The 15,938-nt window shown below is 73.9% G+C and carries 16 protein-coding genes; 10 read left to right on the forward strand and 6 right to left on the reverse strand.

The window, feature by feature from the left end; genetic code table 11:
- The first annotated feature begins 31 nt into the window (after window positions 1-31).
- The 4 genes from ABD355_RS01060 to ABD355_RS01075 all read left to right on the forward strand — a co-directional run bounded on the left by ABD355_RS01060 (window position 32) and on the right by ABD355_RS01075 (window position 3,480).
- Window positions 32-277, forward strand: coding sequence for a hypothetical protein (locus ABD355_RS01060; protein WP_344398020.1), 246 nt, complete (start codon window positions 32-34; stop codon window positions 275-277).
- Between the two features lie 191 nt (window positions 278-468).
- Complete coding sequence (locus ABD355_RS01065; RefSeq protein ID WP_344398021.1) at window positions 469-1,446, forward strand: phosphatase PAP2 family protein; 978 nt, start codon at window positions 469-471, stop codon at window positions 1,444-1,446.
- Window positions 1,400-2,062 (forward strand): response regulator transcription factor, encoded by a 663-nt coding sequence (locus ABD355_RS01070; RefSeq protein WP_344398022.1) that lies wholly within the window; start codon window positions 1,400-1,402, stop codon window positions 2,060-2,062. Before ABD355_RS01065 ends, ABD355_RS01070 begins: the two co-directional genes overlap by 47 nt.
- Window positions 2,059-3,480: a sensor histidine kinase gene (locus tag ABD355_RS01075; RefSeq protein WP_344398023.1), complete on the forward strand. Its 1,422-nt coding sequence runs from the start codon at window positions 2,059-2,061 to the stop codon at window positions 3,478-3,480. Before ABD355_RS01070 ends, ABD355_RS01075 begins: the two co-directional genes overlap by 4 nt.
- A 57-nt stretch (window positions 3,481-3,537) precedes the next feature.
- On the opposite strand, the gene ABD355_RS01080 is transcribed toward ABD355_RS01075, so the two are convergent.
- Window positions 3,538-4,428 (reverse strand): lysylphosphatidylglycerol synthase domain-containing protein, encoded by an 891-nt coding sequence (locus tag ABD355_RS01080; protein ID WP_344398024.1) that lies wholly within the window; start codon window positions 4,426-4,428, stop codon window positions 3,538-3,540.
- A 161-nt stretch (window positions 4,429-4,589) separates the two neighbouring features.
- Window positions 4,590-6,098, reverse strand: a complete 1,509-nt coding sequence (locus ABD355_RS01085) for a hypothetical protein (RefSeq protein ID WP_344398025.1) — start codon at window positions 6,096-6,098, stop codon at window positions 4,590-4,592.
- Between the two features lie 136 nt (window positions 6,099-6,234).
- Between ABD355_RS01085 and ABD355_RS01090 the strand changes: the two genes are divergently transcribed.
- Both ABD355_RS01090 and ABD355_RS01095 read left to right on the forward strand, forming a co-directional pair.
- A complete protein-coding gene (locus tag ABD355_RS01090) occupies window positions 6,235-6,618 on the forward strand; it encodes a BlaI/MecI/CopY family transcriptional regulator (protein ID WP_344398026.1) in 384 nt (127 codons plus the stop codon).
- A gap of 74 nt (window positions 6,619-6,692) precedes the next feature.
- Entirely contained in the window at window positions 6,693-7,580 is an 888-nt protein-coding gene (locus tag ABD355_RS01095) for a M56 family metallopeptidase (protein WP_344398027.1), read from the forward strand.
- A 772-nt stretch (window positions 7,581-8,352) separates the two neighbouring features.
- On the opposite strand, the gene ABD355_RS01100 is transcribed toward ABD355_RS01095, so the two are convergent.
- Window positions 8,353-9,498 (reverse strand): MFS transporter, encoded by a 1,146-nt coding sequence (locus ABD355_RS01100; protein WP_344398130.1) that lies wholly within the window; start codon window positions 9,496-9,498, stop codon window positions 8,353-8,355.
- 159 nt (window positions 9,499-9,657) lie between these two features.
- Here ABD355_RS01100 and ABD355_RS01105 point away from each other — a divergent pair, with 159 nt between their 5' ends.
- The 3 genes from ABD355_RS01105 (at window position 9,658) to ABD355_RS01115 (ending at window position 13,136) form a co-directional block, all read left to right on the forward strand.
- On the forward strand, window positions 9,658-11,127 hold the full coding sequence (locus ABD355_RS01105) for an AlkA N-terminal domain-containing protein (protein ID WP_344398132.1): 1,470 nt from the start codon (window positions 9,658-9,660) through the stop codon (window positions 11,125-11,127).
- A gap of 20 nt (window positions 11,128-11,147) precedes the next feature.
- Entirely contained in the window at window positions 11,148-11,630 is a 483-nt protein-coding gene (locus ABD355_RS01110) for a methylated-DNA--[protein]-cysteine S-methyltransferase (protein WP_344398133.1), read from the forward strand.
- 264 nt (window positions 11,631-11,894) lie between these two features.
- Complete coding sequence (locus ABD355_RS01115; protein ID WP_344398028.1) at window positions 11,895-13,136, forward strand: serine hydrolase domain-containing protein; 1,242 nt, start codon at window positions 11,895-11,897, stop codon at window positions 13,134-13,136.
- A gap of 42 nt (window positions 13,137-13,178) precedes the next feature.
- On the opposite strand, the gene ABD355_RS01120 is transcribed toward ABD355_RS01115, so the two are convergent.
- Window positions 13,179-13,916, reverse strand: coding sequence for an SIR2 family NAD-dependent protein deacylase (locus ABD355_RS01120; protein WP_344398029.1), 738 nt, complete (start codon window positions 13,914-13,916; stop codon window positions 13,179-13,181).
- Between the two features lie 76 nt (window positions 13,917-13,992).
- On the opposite strand from ABD355_RS01120, the gene ABD355_RS01125 reads away from it, so the two are divergent.
- Window positions 13,993-14,193 (forward strand): type II toxin-antitoxin system VapB family antitoxin, encoded by a 201-nt coding sequence (locus tag ABD355_RS01125; RefSeq protein WP_344398030.1) that lies wholly within the window; start codon window positions 13,993-13,995, stop codon window positions 14,191-14,193.
- Between the two features lie 12 nt (window positions 14,194-14,205).
- On the opposite strand, the gene ABD355_RS01130 is transcribed toward ABD355_RS01125, so the two are convergent.
- Together ABD355_RS01130 and ABD355_RS01135 are read right to left on the reverse strand one after the other, a co-directional pair.
- Window positions 14,206-14,700 (reverse strand): NUDIX domain-containing protein, encoded by a 495-nt coding sequence (locus ABD355_RS01130; RefSeq protein WP_344398031.1) that lies wholly within the window; start codon window positions 14,698-14,700, stop codon window positions 14,206-14,208.
- Between the two features lie 36 nt (window positions 14,701-14,736).
- Window positions 14,737-15,810, reverse strand: a complete 1,074-nt coding sequence (locus ABD355_RS01135) for an ADP-ribosylglycohydrolase family protein (protein ID WP_344398032.1) — start codon at window positions 15,808-15,810, stop codon at window positions 14,737-14,739.
- Window positions 15,811-15,938: the final 128 nt, after the last annotated feature.

Here is a 15,938-nt window from a genome sequence, read left to right on the forward strand (position 1 = left end):
CGCGAGGGGGAGAGGGACGAGCGGGGCCGGGGTGCGGTTGGGGGCGGCGACGGCGCGGGTCGGGTTCCTGGGCGCGCTGAAGAGGCTGCTGGGTCTGGCGGGGACGGGCGCGGCGGGGAGGGTGCTGGGTCTGGCGGAAGTGCTGGAGACGGCGGAAAGGAAGCCGGGTCCGGTGGCGGCACCGGGCCCGGTGGGCGTGCTGCTGGCCCGGGTGGTGAGGGCGAGCGCGGCCGACGTGATGCCGGATCCGGTGGAGGCGGAGGGACTGGGCGGGTAGCCCGGCGTTCAGCACGGGGACCGGCCGAGGGCGGGCGGCGGTCGGCGGTGCAGGGTGCGCGGGCACGCGACCCTGCGGGGCGGCCGCGCAGGGACCCGAGCGGACGAGGGCCGAGCGCCAACCGGAGCGGGCGAGGGCCGGGTGGAACCGGCCAAGGGCCAGGCGTGAACCGGACGGGGCAAGGGCCAGGCGTGAACCGGGCCGGACGAGCGCCGGTGCTGCTTGCCGTCGTCTGTGCGCTGCTGTTCGCCGGCCTCGCGACCGCGGTGGGACTGCGCCACGGCGCGCCCCTGCCGGGGGACACGGCGGCCCACGCGTGGGGGCTTGCGCACCGGCCCCCGGAAGCGGTGGCGCTCGCCCGCGGGTTCACGGCTACGGGGACGGGGCCCTGGCCCTACGTACTCGTGGTGATCGCCGGGTGCCTCGCGGGGCGCACCGTGCGTGAGCGGCTCCGGATCGCCGTCGTCCTCCTGGTCGTGCTGGTCGCCGGTCAACTGGTCCGCACCGGAACGATGGAACTCCTCGCGCGGGCCCGCCCGGCGCCTGCCGACTGGGCGACGCATGCGTCCGGCTTCGCGTTCCCCTCCGGCCACGCCACCACTTCGGCCCTCACCGCAGGCCTCCTGTGCTGGGCGACGACTCGTCGCGCCCGCGTGGATCTCGCCCGCACGACCTGCATTCTCGCGGTGTGCTGGGCGGTGGCCGTCGGCCTGACTCGCGTGTACCTCGGAGTGCACTGGGCGAGCGACGTCATCGGCGGCTGGCTGCTCGCCGTCGCATGGCTGAGCCTGTGGTGGTGGGGCTGGGCCCGGTGGCTGCCCGTGGAGCCGACGGGGCGTGATGAGCCAGGGGCACCCGGCACGGGCACGGCGCTGGACGCGCCCACCGCACCTCTGTCCCGGGGGGCTTCGGGCCGGCGTCCGCCTGCGGAGGCTCGTGGCTTGTCTCCGTCGTCGGACGGTCAGCCCACCCGCCCCCGCCCACGGACACTCCGGGGCCGAACCCACCCCCGGACACTGCCGATCCGCCCCCGTCCTGGGGAACCTCCGCCCACCGCCCCGCGTCCCACCCACAACATCCGCAGCACACCGACCACCGACGCACAATCGCCGACGGAGGACCATGCCCCCCAAGATCCTGGTCGTCGAGGACGATCACGCCCTGCGTGATGTGTTGTTGCGGGGGCTGCGGGACGAGGGCTTCGACACTGTGCCGGCCGCCGACGGTGCGACCGCGCTGCGGCTGGCCGAGGACGAGGTGGCTGCGGCCGTGCTGGATGTCGGGCTGCCGGATGCGGACGGGCGGGACGTCTGCCAGGCCTTGCGGGCGAACGGGTTCGTGGCCCCCGTCATCTTTCTCACCGCCCGGCAGAGCCTGACCGACCGGCTGTCCGGGTTCTCCGCGGGCGGCGACGACTACCTGCCCAAGCCCTTCCACTTGGTCGAACTCGCCGCCCGGCTGCGCGCGGCACTCAAACGCGCCGCACCCGCACCCCGCCCCGCGGCCGGCGACCTCGTCCTGGACGCCCTTCGGCACTCCCTGACCGTGCGCGGAACCGAAGTCGACCTCACGCCGACGGAGTTCCGGCTCCTGGCCCCCCTGATGGCCGCCCCCGGCGAGATCGTGAGCCGTCGCGAGCTCGTCCGGGCGGGCTGGCCGGAGGGCGCCCAGGTCAGCGACAACACCCTCGACCAGTACCTGACCCGCCTGCGCCGCAAGCTGCGCGAGGCGGGCAGCGACGTCACGATCGGCACCGCACGCGGCATCGGACACCGGCTGACGTGACCGCACTCCCTCCCCGGCCGGCGGCCTCACGCACCCCGGGCGCCGGCCTCCGTCCCCGTCTCGTCCCCCGCACGCTGCGCGGCCGGCTCTCCCTGGTCGCGCTCACCACCGCCGCCCTCCTGATGGTGATCCTCACGGTCGTCTTCAACACCGTCGTCCGCCACCACCTGCGGCGCCAGGCGGACGACGAACTGCGCACCCGAGCGGCCGCCGTCGCCACCACCGTCGACACCGGCGGCCCACGGGTGCGGGTCCTGGAGACCGTCAACGACCACCTCCTCGACGCGAACGTGTGGATCTACGCCGATCGGCGCCTGCTGGAGCAACCACCCTCCGCCGGCGCGCTCACGCAGGTCGCCGAAGGCCTGGCCCGCCAGGGCGGACGGCACTGCGTCACCACCTCCGGTCACGGATCGAGCCCCGTCCGCCTCTGCGCCGAGCCCGTACCCGGCGCACACCGGGCGGCCACCATCGTCACGGCCCTGGACCTGTCCCCGTACCAGGGTTCGGCCGACATCCTGCTGCTGGGCTCGCTCGCCCTGGACGGCGTGATGCTGGCCTGCACCTATGCGCTGACCCGGCTGGCGGTGGGACGCGCGCTGCGTCCCGTCGGGACGATGACCGACCAGGCCACCCAGTGGAGCGCGGTGGCCTCCGAGGAACGGTTCGGCAGCGCGGACCGACCGGCCGAACTCGCCCGGCTGGGCGCTTCGTTGGACGCCCTCCTGGACCGGATCCGCGCGGTGCTGCGGCACGAGCGGCAGCTGACCGGCGAACTCTCGCACGAGCTGCGTACCCCGCTCAGCAGGATCGTCGCCGAGCTGGACTGGTACCGCTCGCGTCCCCGCACGGCGGCCGAGACCAAGGCGGTGCACGAGACGATCGCCGAGGCCGCCGAGTCGATGCGCACCATCTGCGACACCCTCCTGAACAGCGCCCGAGAAGACGCGACCACCGTCGCCCCCGGCACCTCCCCGGTCCTGCCCACGCTGCGCCGTCTCGCCGCACAGGCGGATCCCCCCGACCACGTGACGGTGACGGTCGGCGCGCCCGGTGTCAGAGAGGGCACGGACGGACGCCTGGAGGCCGGCGTACAGGACGCACTCCTCGAACGGATCGTCAGCCCGCTGCTGGCCAACGCCCTGCGGTACGCCGAGTCGAGCGTCACCCTGTGCGCGGACCGCGACGGCGGCGGCGTACGCATCTGCGTCACGGACGACGGACCGGGCGTGCCGCCTGCCTTCGCCGGACAGCTCTTCCAGCCCGGCCGCCGCGCCGACCCGGACGACGGACACGGCGGAGCGGGCCTCGGGCTGCCGCTGGCACGACGCCTGGCCCGTTCCGTGGGGGGCGAGGTCTCCTACGACCCCGAACTCACCCCCGGTGCGCGCTTTGTGGTCAGACTGCCCTCCGGCTGACGACGTCCGCAGGCCGTCGCTCGCGACGGCTACGCCGGTGCTGCGCCTGCGGTGCCGTCACAGTGCTCTCGAACGGACCAGTCCGGCCAGCACCAGCAGCCCCGGTACCAGCGGCAGCCAGACGGTCAGCAACCGGTAGCCGAGCACGGCCGACACGCTCACCGAGGCCGGGGCGCCTGCCGTGGTCAGCGCCCAGGCGAGCGCGGCGTCCAGGGAGCCGAGGCCGCCGGGGGTGGGCAGCAGGACGGCGGCGCTGCTCGCGGCGAGATAGGCGAGCGCGATGCGCCCCACCGGCAGCGGTACGTCCAGGGCGTGGACGACGGCGATCACCACCGCCGTGTGGAGGGCCGCGAAGGCCAGGGAGCCGCCCCACAGGGCCGCCGCGCGCCGGGGGTTCTCGTGCACGGCACGGACGTCGGCCGCCGCGCAGGCCAGCGCCCGCCGCAGCCGCGTCCGCCGCACGAGCAGGACGGCCAAGGGCACCGCCGCCGCTGCCGCCACCGCGCCGACCAGCAGCTTCGATCCGCCCACCGACGGCAGCCGCAGCACACCGGGACAGGCGAGGGCGAGCACCGCCATCAGGGCGATCCGGACGACCGCTCCGGCGGTGGACTTGACCGCGAGGGCCGTGGCCGCCCGGCCGGGTGTCAGACCGCTGCGCATCAGGAACCGCAGATTGACCGCGCCCGCGCCGAGCCCGGCAGGCAGCAGATGGTTCGCCGCGGAGGCAGCGAACTGCACCGTCAGCAGCCGGCCCGCGGGCAGTGCCTCACGCACCGCGCCCTGCTGCGTGAGCGCCGCGCTTGCCCAGGTCAGCAGGGTGAGCAGGGCTGCCAGCAGCAGCCAGCCGCGGTCGGCGACCGCCAGTCGGTCGACGCCCGACCGGAGGACGGGCCAGTGCAGGGCGGCGAGGCCGATGGCGGCGGCGGTGAGGACGACTGCGGCCATGGCCGCGATGGGGTGTCTTTCGTCTGCGGTGCCGTCGTGGCTGGTCGCACCCCGCGGCGGAGCCGCAGATTGAGACAGCCCCGCGCTCCTGCGGGGCGCTGCCGAGCCGGCCGGGACTCCGCCGACGGTGCTTGTGCGTGCCGTCCCGTCCACGGACGTGGTCATCCTTGACCGCCCTTCCCTGCCATGCCGGGAGACAGGTACGCATAACCGCCCGTCAGGCGGTGTGGCTGCCATGTGCGGGCGTACGACGGCGGGTGGCCGAGCCGAGTGGTGAGAAGGACGACCGGCATCCGGCGGCCGGTTCGCGCGAGTTCCGCAGGGGTGGTGTTGGCGTCGTGGCCGCCGGTGTGGGCGGAGGCGCAGCCTGCGGCGAAGGCGACCGGCACGGAATCGCCCCCGGTGACCAGGCACGGTGGGCGTACGCCGAGACGGCGCAGGTCCGCGGCGGTGCGACCCCAGACACGGTGGTCGGCGGTGGTTCTGGACACGGCGCGCTCCAACACGTCGAACTGCACGGCCAGGTGGCCCGCGAGACCCAGGGCCACCACTGTCACCGCCAGCGTTCGCCGGTGCCCGCTCGGTGCGGTGACCAGACGGGCCACGGCGTCCGCGACCGGGATCGCGAGCAGGGCGTAGGCGGGCAACAGGAAACGGGGTGCCGCATAGCCGATCAGGAAGAGGTACGGCACGGCCGCGGTCGCCGCACAGGCCAGCGGCACCAGCGTCGGGGGCGTACGGCGGGCCCGTACGGCGATGACCAGCGCGGCGGCGGCGAGCAGCGGCAGGGCGAACCACCAGGCGATCACCGTCGGACTCGCGATCGCCCCCGTGCACGGGCGGCACAGGGCACGTCCGCCGAGGCTGCGCAGCTGGTCGACGACGGCGTTGTGCAGGCCCAGGCCGCCCTGGATGCGGGAGCCGGCGGCCAGCCGGGCGCCGACGCCGCCGTAGTCGACGTACGCCTCGACGATCCACTCGGTGGCCCCCGCCGCAAGGCCGGTGACCAGGGCCGACAGCAGCCGCAGTTGGCGTCGGGGGCGGACGAACAGCACGAGCGCGAGCAACGGGAGGCTGACCCAGACGGCGTCCGTGGGCCGCATCCACGCCATCAGCGCCGTGCCCGCGGCCACGCCCCACAGGGCGCCGCGCCGGGTGGGGTCGGACCGGGCGTGCAGGAAGAAGCCCACGGTGGCCGACCCGCCCACGGCCACCCAGTAGTTGGGCATGGCCTGCGGGCCGTAGAAGAGGGTGATCCACAGCGATGCGAACAGGGCGCCGCCGGCCGCGATCACCCGTACCGGGAACAGGCCCCGCCAGGCTCGCAGGGCCCAGTACAGACCGAGCCCGGACAGAACCGCCAGGTACACCCGCAGCAGCCCGGTGGACGACGACCAGGAGGCGACGGGAGCCACCAGCAGGGTGATGCCGCGGGCACGCGGTGCGCTGAAGAAGGCCGCCGGGGCGTGGGTGCTCACCTGGCTGACGTACACCGTCTCGTCCCAGCCCAGGCCCATTCCGGGCCGTACCAGGGCGAGTTGGAGCAGTGTGAAGGCTGCCGCCACCGCCGCGAGCCACCATTCGCCCGTGGAGCGCCACGGCGGCCGGGTGGTCGCCGGCGGCCCGTGCCGGGTGGCGCGGGTCGGGGTGGCGTGGGAGGTCCTCGTCATCGTTCACCCATCCGGCCCTACAAGTTGTAGGGTTGGTCTCACCCTACAGGGTGTAGGTCGGGGCGAAGCCGGTGCCGGGTAAGGGGCGGGTGCGACTTGGTGACCGCCGGACCCTACGCACCGTAAGGTGGTGGCCATGGCAGGCACGACTCCTCGCGGCAGGGGCGAGCGACGCAGCCCCGGCGAGCTGGAGAGCGAGGTCCTCGCCACCCTGTGGGCGACGGACCGGGCTCTCACCCCGGCCGAGATCCAGACCGACCTCGGCGGCGACCTCGCCTACAACACCGTGCACACCATCCTTCGGCGACTGCACGACAAGAGCCTCGTCCTGCGGGACGCCGACGGCCGGCGCGGTGCCTACCGCCCGGCGAAGAACGCGGCACAGATGACCGCCGAGGCCATGCACCAGGCCCTGGACCGCGGCCCCGACCCGATAGCCGCCCTCCAGCAGTTCGTCACGGGCCTGAGCCCGGCGGAGGAGGCGGCGCTGCGGGCACTCCTCAGCGAGAGCGGTGCGTGAGGCGGCGGCCGCAACAATACGGGCAGGGAGTTCACGAGGCGCAGAGGCAGCAGGCGAAGGAGGCGGCGCGGGCCATGAGGATCGACGTCTACACCCCGCTGCTGCTGTCCCTGCTGCTCGCTTTCGTCAGTCCGCAGGTCGGCCTGCGCCTCGCGCCCGCTCCGGCGGCCCGCGCTCTGACCGTGGCCGCCGTCCTCGCCGCGGGTGCCACCACCTGGGCGCTGGTCCTGCTGACGGTCACGCTTGTCGGCGAGGCACCGCCGGTCGTCGCCGACGCCCGTGAGGACGGTCGGGTGCTGCCCGATCCCGTCCCGGAGATCGTCGCCCTCGCCGCGCTCGCGGTTCTCGCGGTGGCCGTCTGCCGGGTCCTGCGGGCGATCCGCGCCGAACGCGCCACCCGCCGCACCCTGCGCCGCCTGTGCGAGGGGCACCCGGACGGCATCGAGCTCGTCGTCGCGGCCTCGCCGACCGCGCAGGCGTTCGCGGTGCCCGGGACCCCGGGCCGGATCCTGGTCACCTCCGCGATGCTCGCCGCGCTGCGCCCCGCCGAACGCCGCGTCCTGTTCGCCCACGAGCGCGCCCACCTCGCGCACCGCCACGCGCTGCTCGTCCACGCGGTCACCCTCGCCGCAGCGGTGAACCCCCTGCTCGCGCCGGTGCGTACGACGGTCACCTACCTGGTGGAGCGCTGGGCCGACGAGTGCGCCGCCGACGCAGTGGGCGACCGCCGCACCACCGCCCAGGCCCTGGCCCGAGCCGCCCTGGTCGCCCACCGCCCCGGCTGCGCACTGAACTTCTCCGACCGAGCCGTCACCCGCCGCGTCGCCGCCCTGCAGACGGCCCCGCCACCCCACCTGCGCCCGATCGCCGCGGCGGTACTGGCCCTCGGCGTCCTGCCCGCCCTCGGCGCGGCGGACGCGACGGGCGATCTGCTGCATCTGCTGGGCGGCGTGCTGACGTAACGCGGGCGCCTCCCCTGGGGGGTGGGACCGCGCGCCCGCCTGGACCGGGGGGGGGCTTTCCCGGAGCAGACGGGCGTGGGCGGTGGCCCGGGCCGGGCGTGGACGACGGGGCGGGTGCCGGCCCGGGCGGATGTGGGCGGTTGCTGCAGATGACCGAGGCGGCCGGGGCGGCTGGTGGCGCTGGCGCTCGCTCGGGCTGGACGGGGGTGGTCGCTTGTCTGGGGTGGCGGGGGCGGGTGCTGGGCTGGGCCGGATGGGGGCGTGGGCGCTTGCTGCGGGTGAAGGGGGCGGTGTGGGCCGACGGGGCTGTCGGCGCTCGCCGGGCGTGAACGCGGGGCGGTGTTTGCCCGGGTTGGACGGGGGTGGTCGCTTGTCTGGGGTGGCGGGGGCGGGTGCTGGGCTGGGCCGGATGGGGGCGTGGGCGCTTGCTGCGGGTGAAGGGGGCGGTGTGGGCCGACGGGGCTGTCGGCGCTCGCCGGGCGTGAACGCGGGGCGGTGCTTGCCAGGGGTGGAGTGGGCGGGGCGTGGGCGTGGGCGGTTGCAGCAGGACCTGGAGGCGGCGCGGACCGGCGCGGGCGCTGGCCCGGAGCGGACGGGGGCGGACGCCTGGCCCGGCCGACGGGGGCGCCGCCACTCGTCCGGACTGGACGCCGGGCAGGCGTTGTCCCGGAGTGGACGTGAGCGGGAGCTGTCTGGCGCGGACAGCGTGTGCGAGCCGCTCGGCCTGGACAGCCTGTGTCGGCCTCCTCATCAGGTCCGCCCCGCCCCCGCCTCAGCGCGACCCGGCCGTCGCCCTCCGTACCCCCGCCACAACCCCCGTCGCCAGGCACCCCAACACCACCGCCAACGCCCCGAACCCGTACGTCAGGGTCGCTGCGGCCGCCACCCCCGCCACCAGCAACGGGCCGCCCGCATCCCCGAGTTCGCGGCCGAGTTCCGCCGCGCCCATCGTCTGTCCGAGCCGTTCCTGCGGGGTCGCCGAGGCCAGGGTTGCGAAGCCCAGGGGGGTGATCAGGCCCGTGCCGGTGCCGATGAGGGCGGCGGCGAGCAGGATGCCGGTCAGGCCGGGCAGCATCGCGCAGGCCAGGCCGGTTGCCGCCAGCAACAGCCCGGCGGTGAGCCCCGCGCCCGCGGTGAGCCGCCCGGCGTCCAGGGCGCGTCCGGCACGGGGCTGTACGACGGCCGCACACCCCGCCAGCACCGACACCGCAGCCCCCGTCGCCACCGTCCCGAGCCCCGCCACCGCGCCGGACACCGGCAGAAAGCCCACCCCGGCCGAGAGCGCGGCCGTGGCCCCCGCGAGCGCGGCCGTCGGCACGAGAAACACCGGGTCCGTCAGCCGTCGCGCCAGATCCAGCAGGGTCTGCCGGGCGCGGGGGAGCGGCGCCACGACGGGCACGGTCACCAGCGCCCACACCGCGACGGCTGCAGCGAGCACCGCCAGCACGGCGAACAGCAGCCGCAGCCCGCCCGCCCACACCAGCACCCCGCCGAGCAGCGGTCCCAGCGTGTAGCCGATGGACTTGTAGAAGCCGTAACTACCGAAGACCCGCCCGTGCTTGGCCGCCGGATTCAGCCGCGCCACCAGCGCCGACGCGGCCGGCGAGAACGCGGACGCCGCCGCCCCCTGCCCGAGCCGCGCGGCCCACAGCCACCCCGGGCTGTCCGCCAGGACGTACACCAAGGATGCGGCGGCGAACGCCACCAACCCGCCGAGCAGCACCGGCCGCGCCCCCACCCGGTCGGCCACCGTGCCGAACACCGGCTTCAGCACAACCTCGGCCCCGTCGTAGAGCGCCAGCAGACCGCCCAGGACGAGCAGCGAGGTGACCGCGCCCTTTCCGGCACCCCCGAGGTTCGCGGCGATACCGTGCGCCCCGAAGGCGGTGGTGAACCCCGCCGCGTACAGCGGCCACATCGGTCGCTGCCGTCCACGGTCCATGCAGGGCAGCGTACCCACCACCCACCGCGCAGAGGAGAGGGTGATCCGGACCGCTCCAGCCCACACCACCTTGATGTCGGATTCTCGCCAGCCCCGGACCCGCCCATCGCCGATGCTGGACGCATGCAGAACGGGATGCACACCGACCGAGAGCGCTGCGTACGCGCCGTCCAGTCCAAGGACGCCCGCTTCGACGGATGGTTCTTCACGGCGGTCCTGACCACCCGCATCTACTGCCGGCCCAGCTGCCCGGTCGTACCGCCCAAGCCCGAGAACATGACCTTCTACCCGAGCGCGGCCGCCTGCCAGCAGGCAGGATTCCGGGCCTGCAAGCGCTGCCGCCCCGACACCAGCCCGGGCTCCCCGGAGTGGAACCAGCGCGCCGACCTCGTGGCCCGCGCCATGCGCCTGATCGCCGACGGCGTCGTGGACCGCGACGGTGTCCCCGGCCTCGCCGCCCGCCTCGGCTACAGCACCCGCCAGATCGAACGCCAGCTGCTCGCCGAACTCGGCGCCGGCCCGCTGGCCCTGGCCCGAGCCCAACGCGCCCAGACCGCCCGCCTGTTGATCGAGACGACCACCCTGCCCATGGCGGATGTCGCCTTCGCCGCCGGCTTCTCCTCGATCCGCACCTTCAACGACACCGTGCGTGAGGTCTTCGCGCTCTCCCCGAGCGAGCTGCGGGCGAGGCTGCCCAAGAAGAACGCCCCCGCGGCCCCCGGCGCCCTCACTCTCCGCCTGCCCTTCCGCGCCCCCCTCAACCCCGACAACCTCTTCGGCCACCTGGCGGCGACCGCCGTACCCGGCGTGGAGGAGTGGCGCGAGGGCGCCTACCGCCGCACCCTCCGCCTCCCGTACGGCCACGGCATCGCGACCCTGGCACCCGAACCCGACCACATCGCCTGCCGCCTCACCCTCAGCGACCTGCGCGACCTCCCCGTCGCCATCAGCCGCTGCCGCCGGATGCTCGACCTGGACGCCGACCCGGTCGCGATCGACGACCAGCTCCGCACGGACCCCCTCCTCGCGCCGCTGGTGGACAAGGCCCCCGGCCGACGCGTCCCGCGCACGGTCGACGAGGCGGAGTTCGCCGTACGGGCCGTACTCGGCCAGCAGGTCTCCACGGCCGCCGCCCGCACCCACGCCTCCCGCCTGGTCACGGCACACGGCGACCCCATCGACGACCCCGAGGGCGGCCTCACCCATCTCTTCCCCACCCCCGAGGCACTCGCCGCCCTCGACCCCGAGTCCCTGGCCATGCCCCGCACCCGCCGCACCACCTTCACCACCCTGGTACGCCAACTCGCTGCTGGAACCGTCCACTTGGGACCGGAGAGCGACTGGCCCGAGACCCGCTCCCAGCTCCTCGCCCTCCCCGGCTTCGGTCCCTGGACCGTCGACGTCATCGCCATGCGCGCCCTCGGCGACCCCGACGCCTTCCTCCCCACCGACCTCGGCATCCGCCGCGCCGCCCGGGAACTGGGCCTCCCGTCCACCCCGGCGGCCCTCACCGCCCGCGCGGCGGCCTGGCGCCCCTGGCGGGCGTACGCCGTCCAGTACCTGTGGGCGACCGACAGCCACCCCATCAACTTCCTGCCCGTGTAAGGACGTTCGTGATGAGCCCCATGAAGCACCACACCGTGATCGACAGCCCGTACGGCCCCCTCACCCTCGTCGCCGACGACGGCATCCTGTGCGGCCTCTACATGACCGAACAGCGCCACCGCCCACCCGAGGAGTCATTCGGCACACGGAACGAGACCCTCTTCGCAGAGGCAGAGGAACAACTGGAGGCCTATTTCTCAGGCGACCTGAAGGAGTTCACCCTCGAACTCCACCTGCACGGAACCCCGTTCCAGCGCACGGTATGGGGCCGGCTCCGCGAGATCCCCTACGGCGAGACCCGCTCCTACGGCGAACTCGCCACGGCCCTCGGCAACCCGTCCGCCTCCCGAGCGGTCGGCCTCGCCAACGGCAGGAACCCGATCGGCATCATCGTCCCCTGCCACCGAGTCGTCGGCGCGAACGGCAGCCTGACGGGCTACGGCGGCGGCCTGGACCGCAAACAGCGCCTGCTGGACTTCGAGAGCGGAAAGGCACTGTTCTAGCTGCTCAGCCGCGCCGACCCCGGTTGGTGCCGTACCGCCACGGCGCCGTGATCGCCGCGATGAGGCCGAGCGGGACGCTGTTCCGGCGGGGTCGCCCTGATCAGGTAGGAACCTGACCCCTGATCAGTTCTCAGGGTGCGGTGGGGGGTTACTCGGGGAGGCTCCTGATGAACGGGGCTGCCGGGGTGCATGAGACTCGTGGTCGGGGCCGGGCGTTCGCCGGTCCGACCGTCACCTTGGGAGAGCCCTGCCGTGAACTGCTCCGTGCGTCATACCCGTTGGTCCACCGTGGCAGCCGCCGGCGCCGTGCTGGCCGCCCTGGCCGTGAGCGTGGCCGCCCCCGCCTCCGCCGCGGTCCCCGCTACGGCATCTGCAGCGGCGGCGACCAGCACGCCGCTGCCCGCGCTCGATCCGGTCAAGCTCAGGGCGGCCATCGGCGGCCTGCCCAGCGCGGACGTCACCGGCGCGCTGCTGCGGATCACCGGCAGCGCCGGCCACTGGTCGGGCACCTCGGGCGTGGGCGACCTGGAGACCGGCCAGGGCGTCCCGCGCAACGGGCACTTCCGGATCGGCAGCATCTCCAAGGTCTTCACCGCGACCGTCGTGCTCCAACTCGCCGCCGAGCACCGGATCGACCTGGACACACCCGTCCAGCACTACCTGCCGGGCGTGCTGCCCGCGGGGCTGCCGCCGGTCACCGTGGGCCAGCTGCTCAACCACACCAGCGGCCTGCCGCGGGCGGCCGACAGCCCGGACTTCGGTGACGGCAGCCCCGAATGGTTCGCCGCCCACCGTCTGAAGAGCTTCACCCCGCAGCAGGTGATCGACCTGATGGCCGGTCAGCCGATGCAGTTCGCGCCGGGCACCGCGCAGCAGTACAACGGCATGAACTACTACGTCGCCGGCGTGCTGATCGAGAAGATCACCGGGCACACCTTCGCCCATGAGGTGCGGTCCCGGATCACCCGTCCCCTCGGCCTGCACGACACCTACGTCCCCGACGCGGACGACCCGACCCTGCCCGGCCCGCACTCGCACGGCTATCTGATGGTCAAGTCCGCGGACGGCACCAGGCACCCGGTCGACGTCACCGAGCAGAGCCCCTGGCCCTGGGCCGAGGGCGGCATGATCTCCACCGCCGCCGACCTCGACCGCTTCATCACCCAGCTGTTCCGCGGCCGTCTCCTTCCGCCGGCCCAGCAGGCCGAGCTCTTCGCGGTTCCCGACGTCCCCAGCTACCACAGCAGCCAGTGCCGCACCCAGACGGACGCCGGCCGGGCCTGCATGACCATGGGCCTGATGCGGGTCAAGGCCTCCAACGGCGTCGTGGTCTGGGGCAAGACCGGCTCCCGCCCCGGCTACACCAGCGGCGTCTTCGCCACCAGCGACCTCTCCCGCAAGATCGCCTACTCCCTCAACCCCAACAACCTGGACGGCACCGAGATGCGCTACATCCAGCACATCGCCGCAGCCTCCTTCGGCACCATCGTCCCGGCCGGGAGCTGACACGGTGCCCGTCGTGGGCGCGCGGGACCGCGGCCCGGGCCCCTAGCTGCGGCTCTCCGCGCCCAGCCGGGCCAGGAGTTCGGGCAGCGCGGTGCCAATGGGTTCCCGTACGACTTCGTCCGCGAGGTCGTCGTACGGCGTCGGGTCGGCGTTGACGATGACGAGCCGTGCGCCGTTGTCGGCGGCGACGCCGGCGAGTCCGGCCGCGGGCTGTACCTGCAGGCTGGTGCCGACGGCGATGAACACGGAGCAGGCCTTGGTGATGGCGAGAGCCTCACCGAGGACCACCGGGTCGAGCCGTTCGCCGAACATCACCGTCGCCGACTTGAGAATGCCCCCGCACTCCAGGCACGCCGGGTCGTCCTCCCCGGCCTCGACCCGGGCGAGCGCGTCCTCCATCGGCCCGCGCGCATGACAGCCGGTGCACACGAAACTCCGTGCGGAACCGTGCAGTTCGAGCACCTTGCGGGCGGGCAATCCGGCGAGCTGATGCAGCCCGTCGACATTCTGCGTGATCACCCGCACGGGCACCCCGGACCGCTCCAACTCCGCCACGGCCCGGTGCGCGGCGTTGGGCTCGGCCTGCAGCGTGCGGTTCTTGCGCCGCATCTGCCAGGACTGTCGCCGGATCTCCGGATCGCCCATGTAGTACTCGTACGTCACGAGCTTCTCGGCCCCGGGATCCTTCCGCCACAGCCCGTTGGGGCCGCGGTAGTCGGGGATCCCGGAGTCCGTGGAGATACCGGCACCGCTGAGGATCGCGACGAGGGGCTTGCTCATGGAACCGAGGGTAGGACGGGGGACCGGGTGGGGCGAACGGATATTCGTGCGCGCTCTCCGGTGCTAGGTTCCCGCCATGACCAAGGTCACCGTCTCGCTCGATGCCGAACTCGTCGTCGAAGTCATGGTCCTTGCGGGCGTCGGCAGCCCGCAGGACGCCGTCGAGCTCGTCGTCCGCGACTACATCGAGCGCGGCCACCGGACCGAGGCCCGCATCGCCGCACGGGACGAGAGGCTGCGCGAGGTGGACGCCAAGCCCCGCGACTCCGAGGGGTGAGCCGGCGCCCGGTCAGGCCACCCGCTGCCCGTTCTCCAGCTCGGCCGTGCCCGAGCCCTCCGCCAGGACGTCCAGGGCGACCCGGACGCGGTGGCCGAGGGTGCCCAGCAGGTAGTCGTCGAGTTCCTCGCGGGGGACGAGGCGCCAGGAGAGCAGTTCCTCCTCCTGCAGGCGGATCGCCTTGAGGTCGTCCTCGTCGAGGACACCACCGTCGTACAGATAGGCCACCAGCGGCGGCCAGCTCGGCTTGTACACCCAGTCGACCGCGAGCAGCCGCCCCAGTTCGCGGTCGAGACCGATCTCCTCGAGCGTCTCGCGGCGCGCACCCTGGCGCGGGGTCTCGCCGTCGTCGGACTCGATCGTGCCGCCCGGCAGCGCCCAGCCCTCACGGTAGTTGGGCTCGACGAGCAGCACCCGGCCCTCGGCGTCGCGGAAGAGGGCGGCGGCCCCGGCGAGAATGCGGGGCAGGCCGGCGAGGTACGTGGCGAAGTCTGGCGTGGAGGTCATCCAGGAAGGGTAACCAGCTCCGGGCTGGGCCTTCGGCTAGCTCTCCGCCTCCGCCAGATGCACCGTCCGCTGCGCCAGCTCGCTGATCCGCACCCCGTCGAAGCCGAACACCGCACTGCGGACCGTGTCCTCCAGCGGCTCCTTCCACTGCGCCGGAATCGCGTCCGCCCCGGTCAGTACGCCCGCCACCGAGCCGGCCGTCGCCCCGTTGGAGTCGGTGTCCAGGCCGCCGCGGACGGTCAGCGTGATGGTGCGGGTGAAGTCGCCGTCGCCGTACAGAAGCCCCGCGGTGAGTACGGCGGCGTTCGGGATGGTGTGGATCCAGCCGAGACCGGCGGTCTCCTCGGCCACCGTGGTGAGCGTGTCCTCCCAGGTCATCCGCGTGTCGTGGAGGGAGACGACCCGCCGCACGGTACGGGCGAGCCGGCTGCTCGCCGGGATGACGGCGAGGGCCTGGTCGACGGCGTGCCGCACGGTGGGCGCGGTGAACGCCGCCGCGATCAGCGCCGCCGCCCACATCGCGCCGTACACGCCGTTGCCGGTGTGCGACAGCACCGCGTCCCGGCGGGCCAGCAAGGCGGCCCGGCGCGGCACGCCCGGGCAGGTCCAGCCGTAGATGTCGGCGCGGATCAGGGCGCCGATCCACTCCTGGTACGGGTTGTCGTAGGTGGCCGTCAGCGGCGGCTTCAGCCCGTTGGCGAGATTGCGATAGGTGGCGCGCTCCGCCGTGAAGGTCTGCAGATACGGCAGCCGCAGCAGCCACAGGTCGCCCACCTGCTCGGTGCTGAAGTCGAAGCCGTGCGTCTCCAGGAGGTCCAGGCCGAGGATCGCGTAGTCGACGTCGTCGTCGCGGCAGCTGCCGTGGATCCGGCCGCGCACGCACTGACGCCACTCGGGGCGCAGCTCGAAGCCGTCGCTCTCGTCGGCGGGCTCGGGAAGATAGTCGGTGAGGGGCAGTGCGGCGGCCTGCCGCAGATAGCGGTCGATACGGTCCCGCGTCCACAGGTCGCCCTGCTCGACCGGCTTGCCGAGCATGTTGCCCGAGATCCGGCCCAGCCAGCCCCCGAGGATGCGGTCCGCGAGCTCTGGCTCAGTGCCCACAGGGGTCATAGCAGAAGGTTTACCCAATTTGGCCGCGGGCTGCGCGGGGTTCGGCGAGGGACGCACAGCAGGCCCCCGGCAGGCACCCACCGGTGTCCCAGGCTCCGGTCACGGAATGACGCCGGGGGCCTCCCCCG

The organism is Streptomyces longisporus (assembly GCF_039532765.1).
GTDB classification, from domain to species: Bacteria; Actinomycetota; Actinomycetes; order Streptomycetales; family Streptomycetaceae; genus Streptomyces; species Streptomyces longisporus.

Bases quoted from the DNA above. Each gene is read 5' to 3' on its own strand.
- ABD355_RS01070 (WP_344398022.1), top strand. From the start codon at position 1,400: ATGCCCCCCAAGATCCTGGTCGTCGAGGACGATCACGCCCTGCGTGAT.
- ABD355_RS01080 (WP_344398024.1), bottom strand. From the start codon at position 4,428: ATGGCCGCAGTCGTCCTCACCGCCGCCGCCATCGGCCTCGCCGCCCTG.
- ABD355_RS01085 (WP_344398025.1), bottom strand. From the start codon at position 6,098: ATGACGAGGACCTCCCACGCCACCCCGACCCGCGCCACCCGGCACGGG.
- ABD355_RS01090 (WP_344398026.1), top strand. From the start codon at position 6,235: ATGGCAGGCACGACTCCTCGCGGCAGGGGCGAGCGACGCAGCCCCGGC.
- ABD355_RS01095 (WP_344398027.1), top strand. From the start codon at position 6,693: ATGAGGATCGACGTCTACACCCCGCTGCTGCTGTCCCTGCTGCTCGCT.
- ABD355_RS01100 (WP_344398130.1), bottom strand. From the start codon at position 9,498: ATGTGGCCGCTGTACGCGGCGGGGTTCACCACCGCCTTCGGGGCGCAC.
- ABD355_RS01105 (WP_344398132.1), top strand. From the start codon at position 9,658: ATGCACACCGACCGAGAGCGCTGCGTACGCGCCGTCCAGTCCAAGGAC.
- ABD355_RS01110 (WP_344398133.1), top strand. From the start codon at position 11,148: ATGAAGCACCACACCGTGATCGACAGCCCGTACGGCCCCCTCACCCTC.
- ABD355_RS01120 (WP_344398029.1), bottom strand. From the start codon at position 13,916: ATGAGCAAGCCCCTCGTCGCGATCCTCAGCGGTGCCGGTATCTCCACG.
- ABD355_RS01125 (WP_344398030.1), top strand. From the start codon at position 13,993: ATGACCAAGGTCACCGTCTCGCTCGATGCCGAACTCGTCGTCGAAGTC.
- ABD355_RS01130 (WP_344398031.1), bottom strand. From the start codon at position 14,700: ATGACCTCCACGCCAGACTTCGCCACGTACCTCGCCGGCCTGCCCCGC.
- ABD355_RS01135 (WP_344398032.1), bottom strand. From the start codon at position 15,810: ATGACCCCTGTGGGCACTGAGCCAGAGCTCGCGGACCGCATCCTCGGG.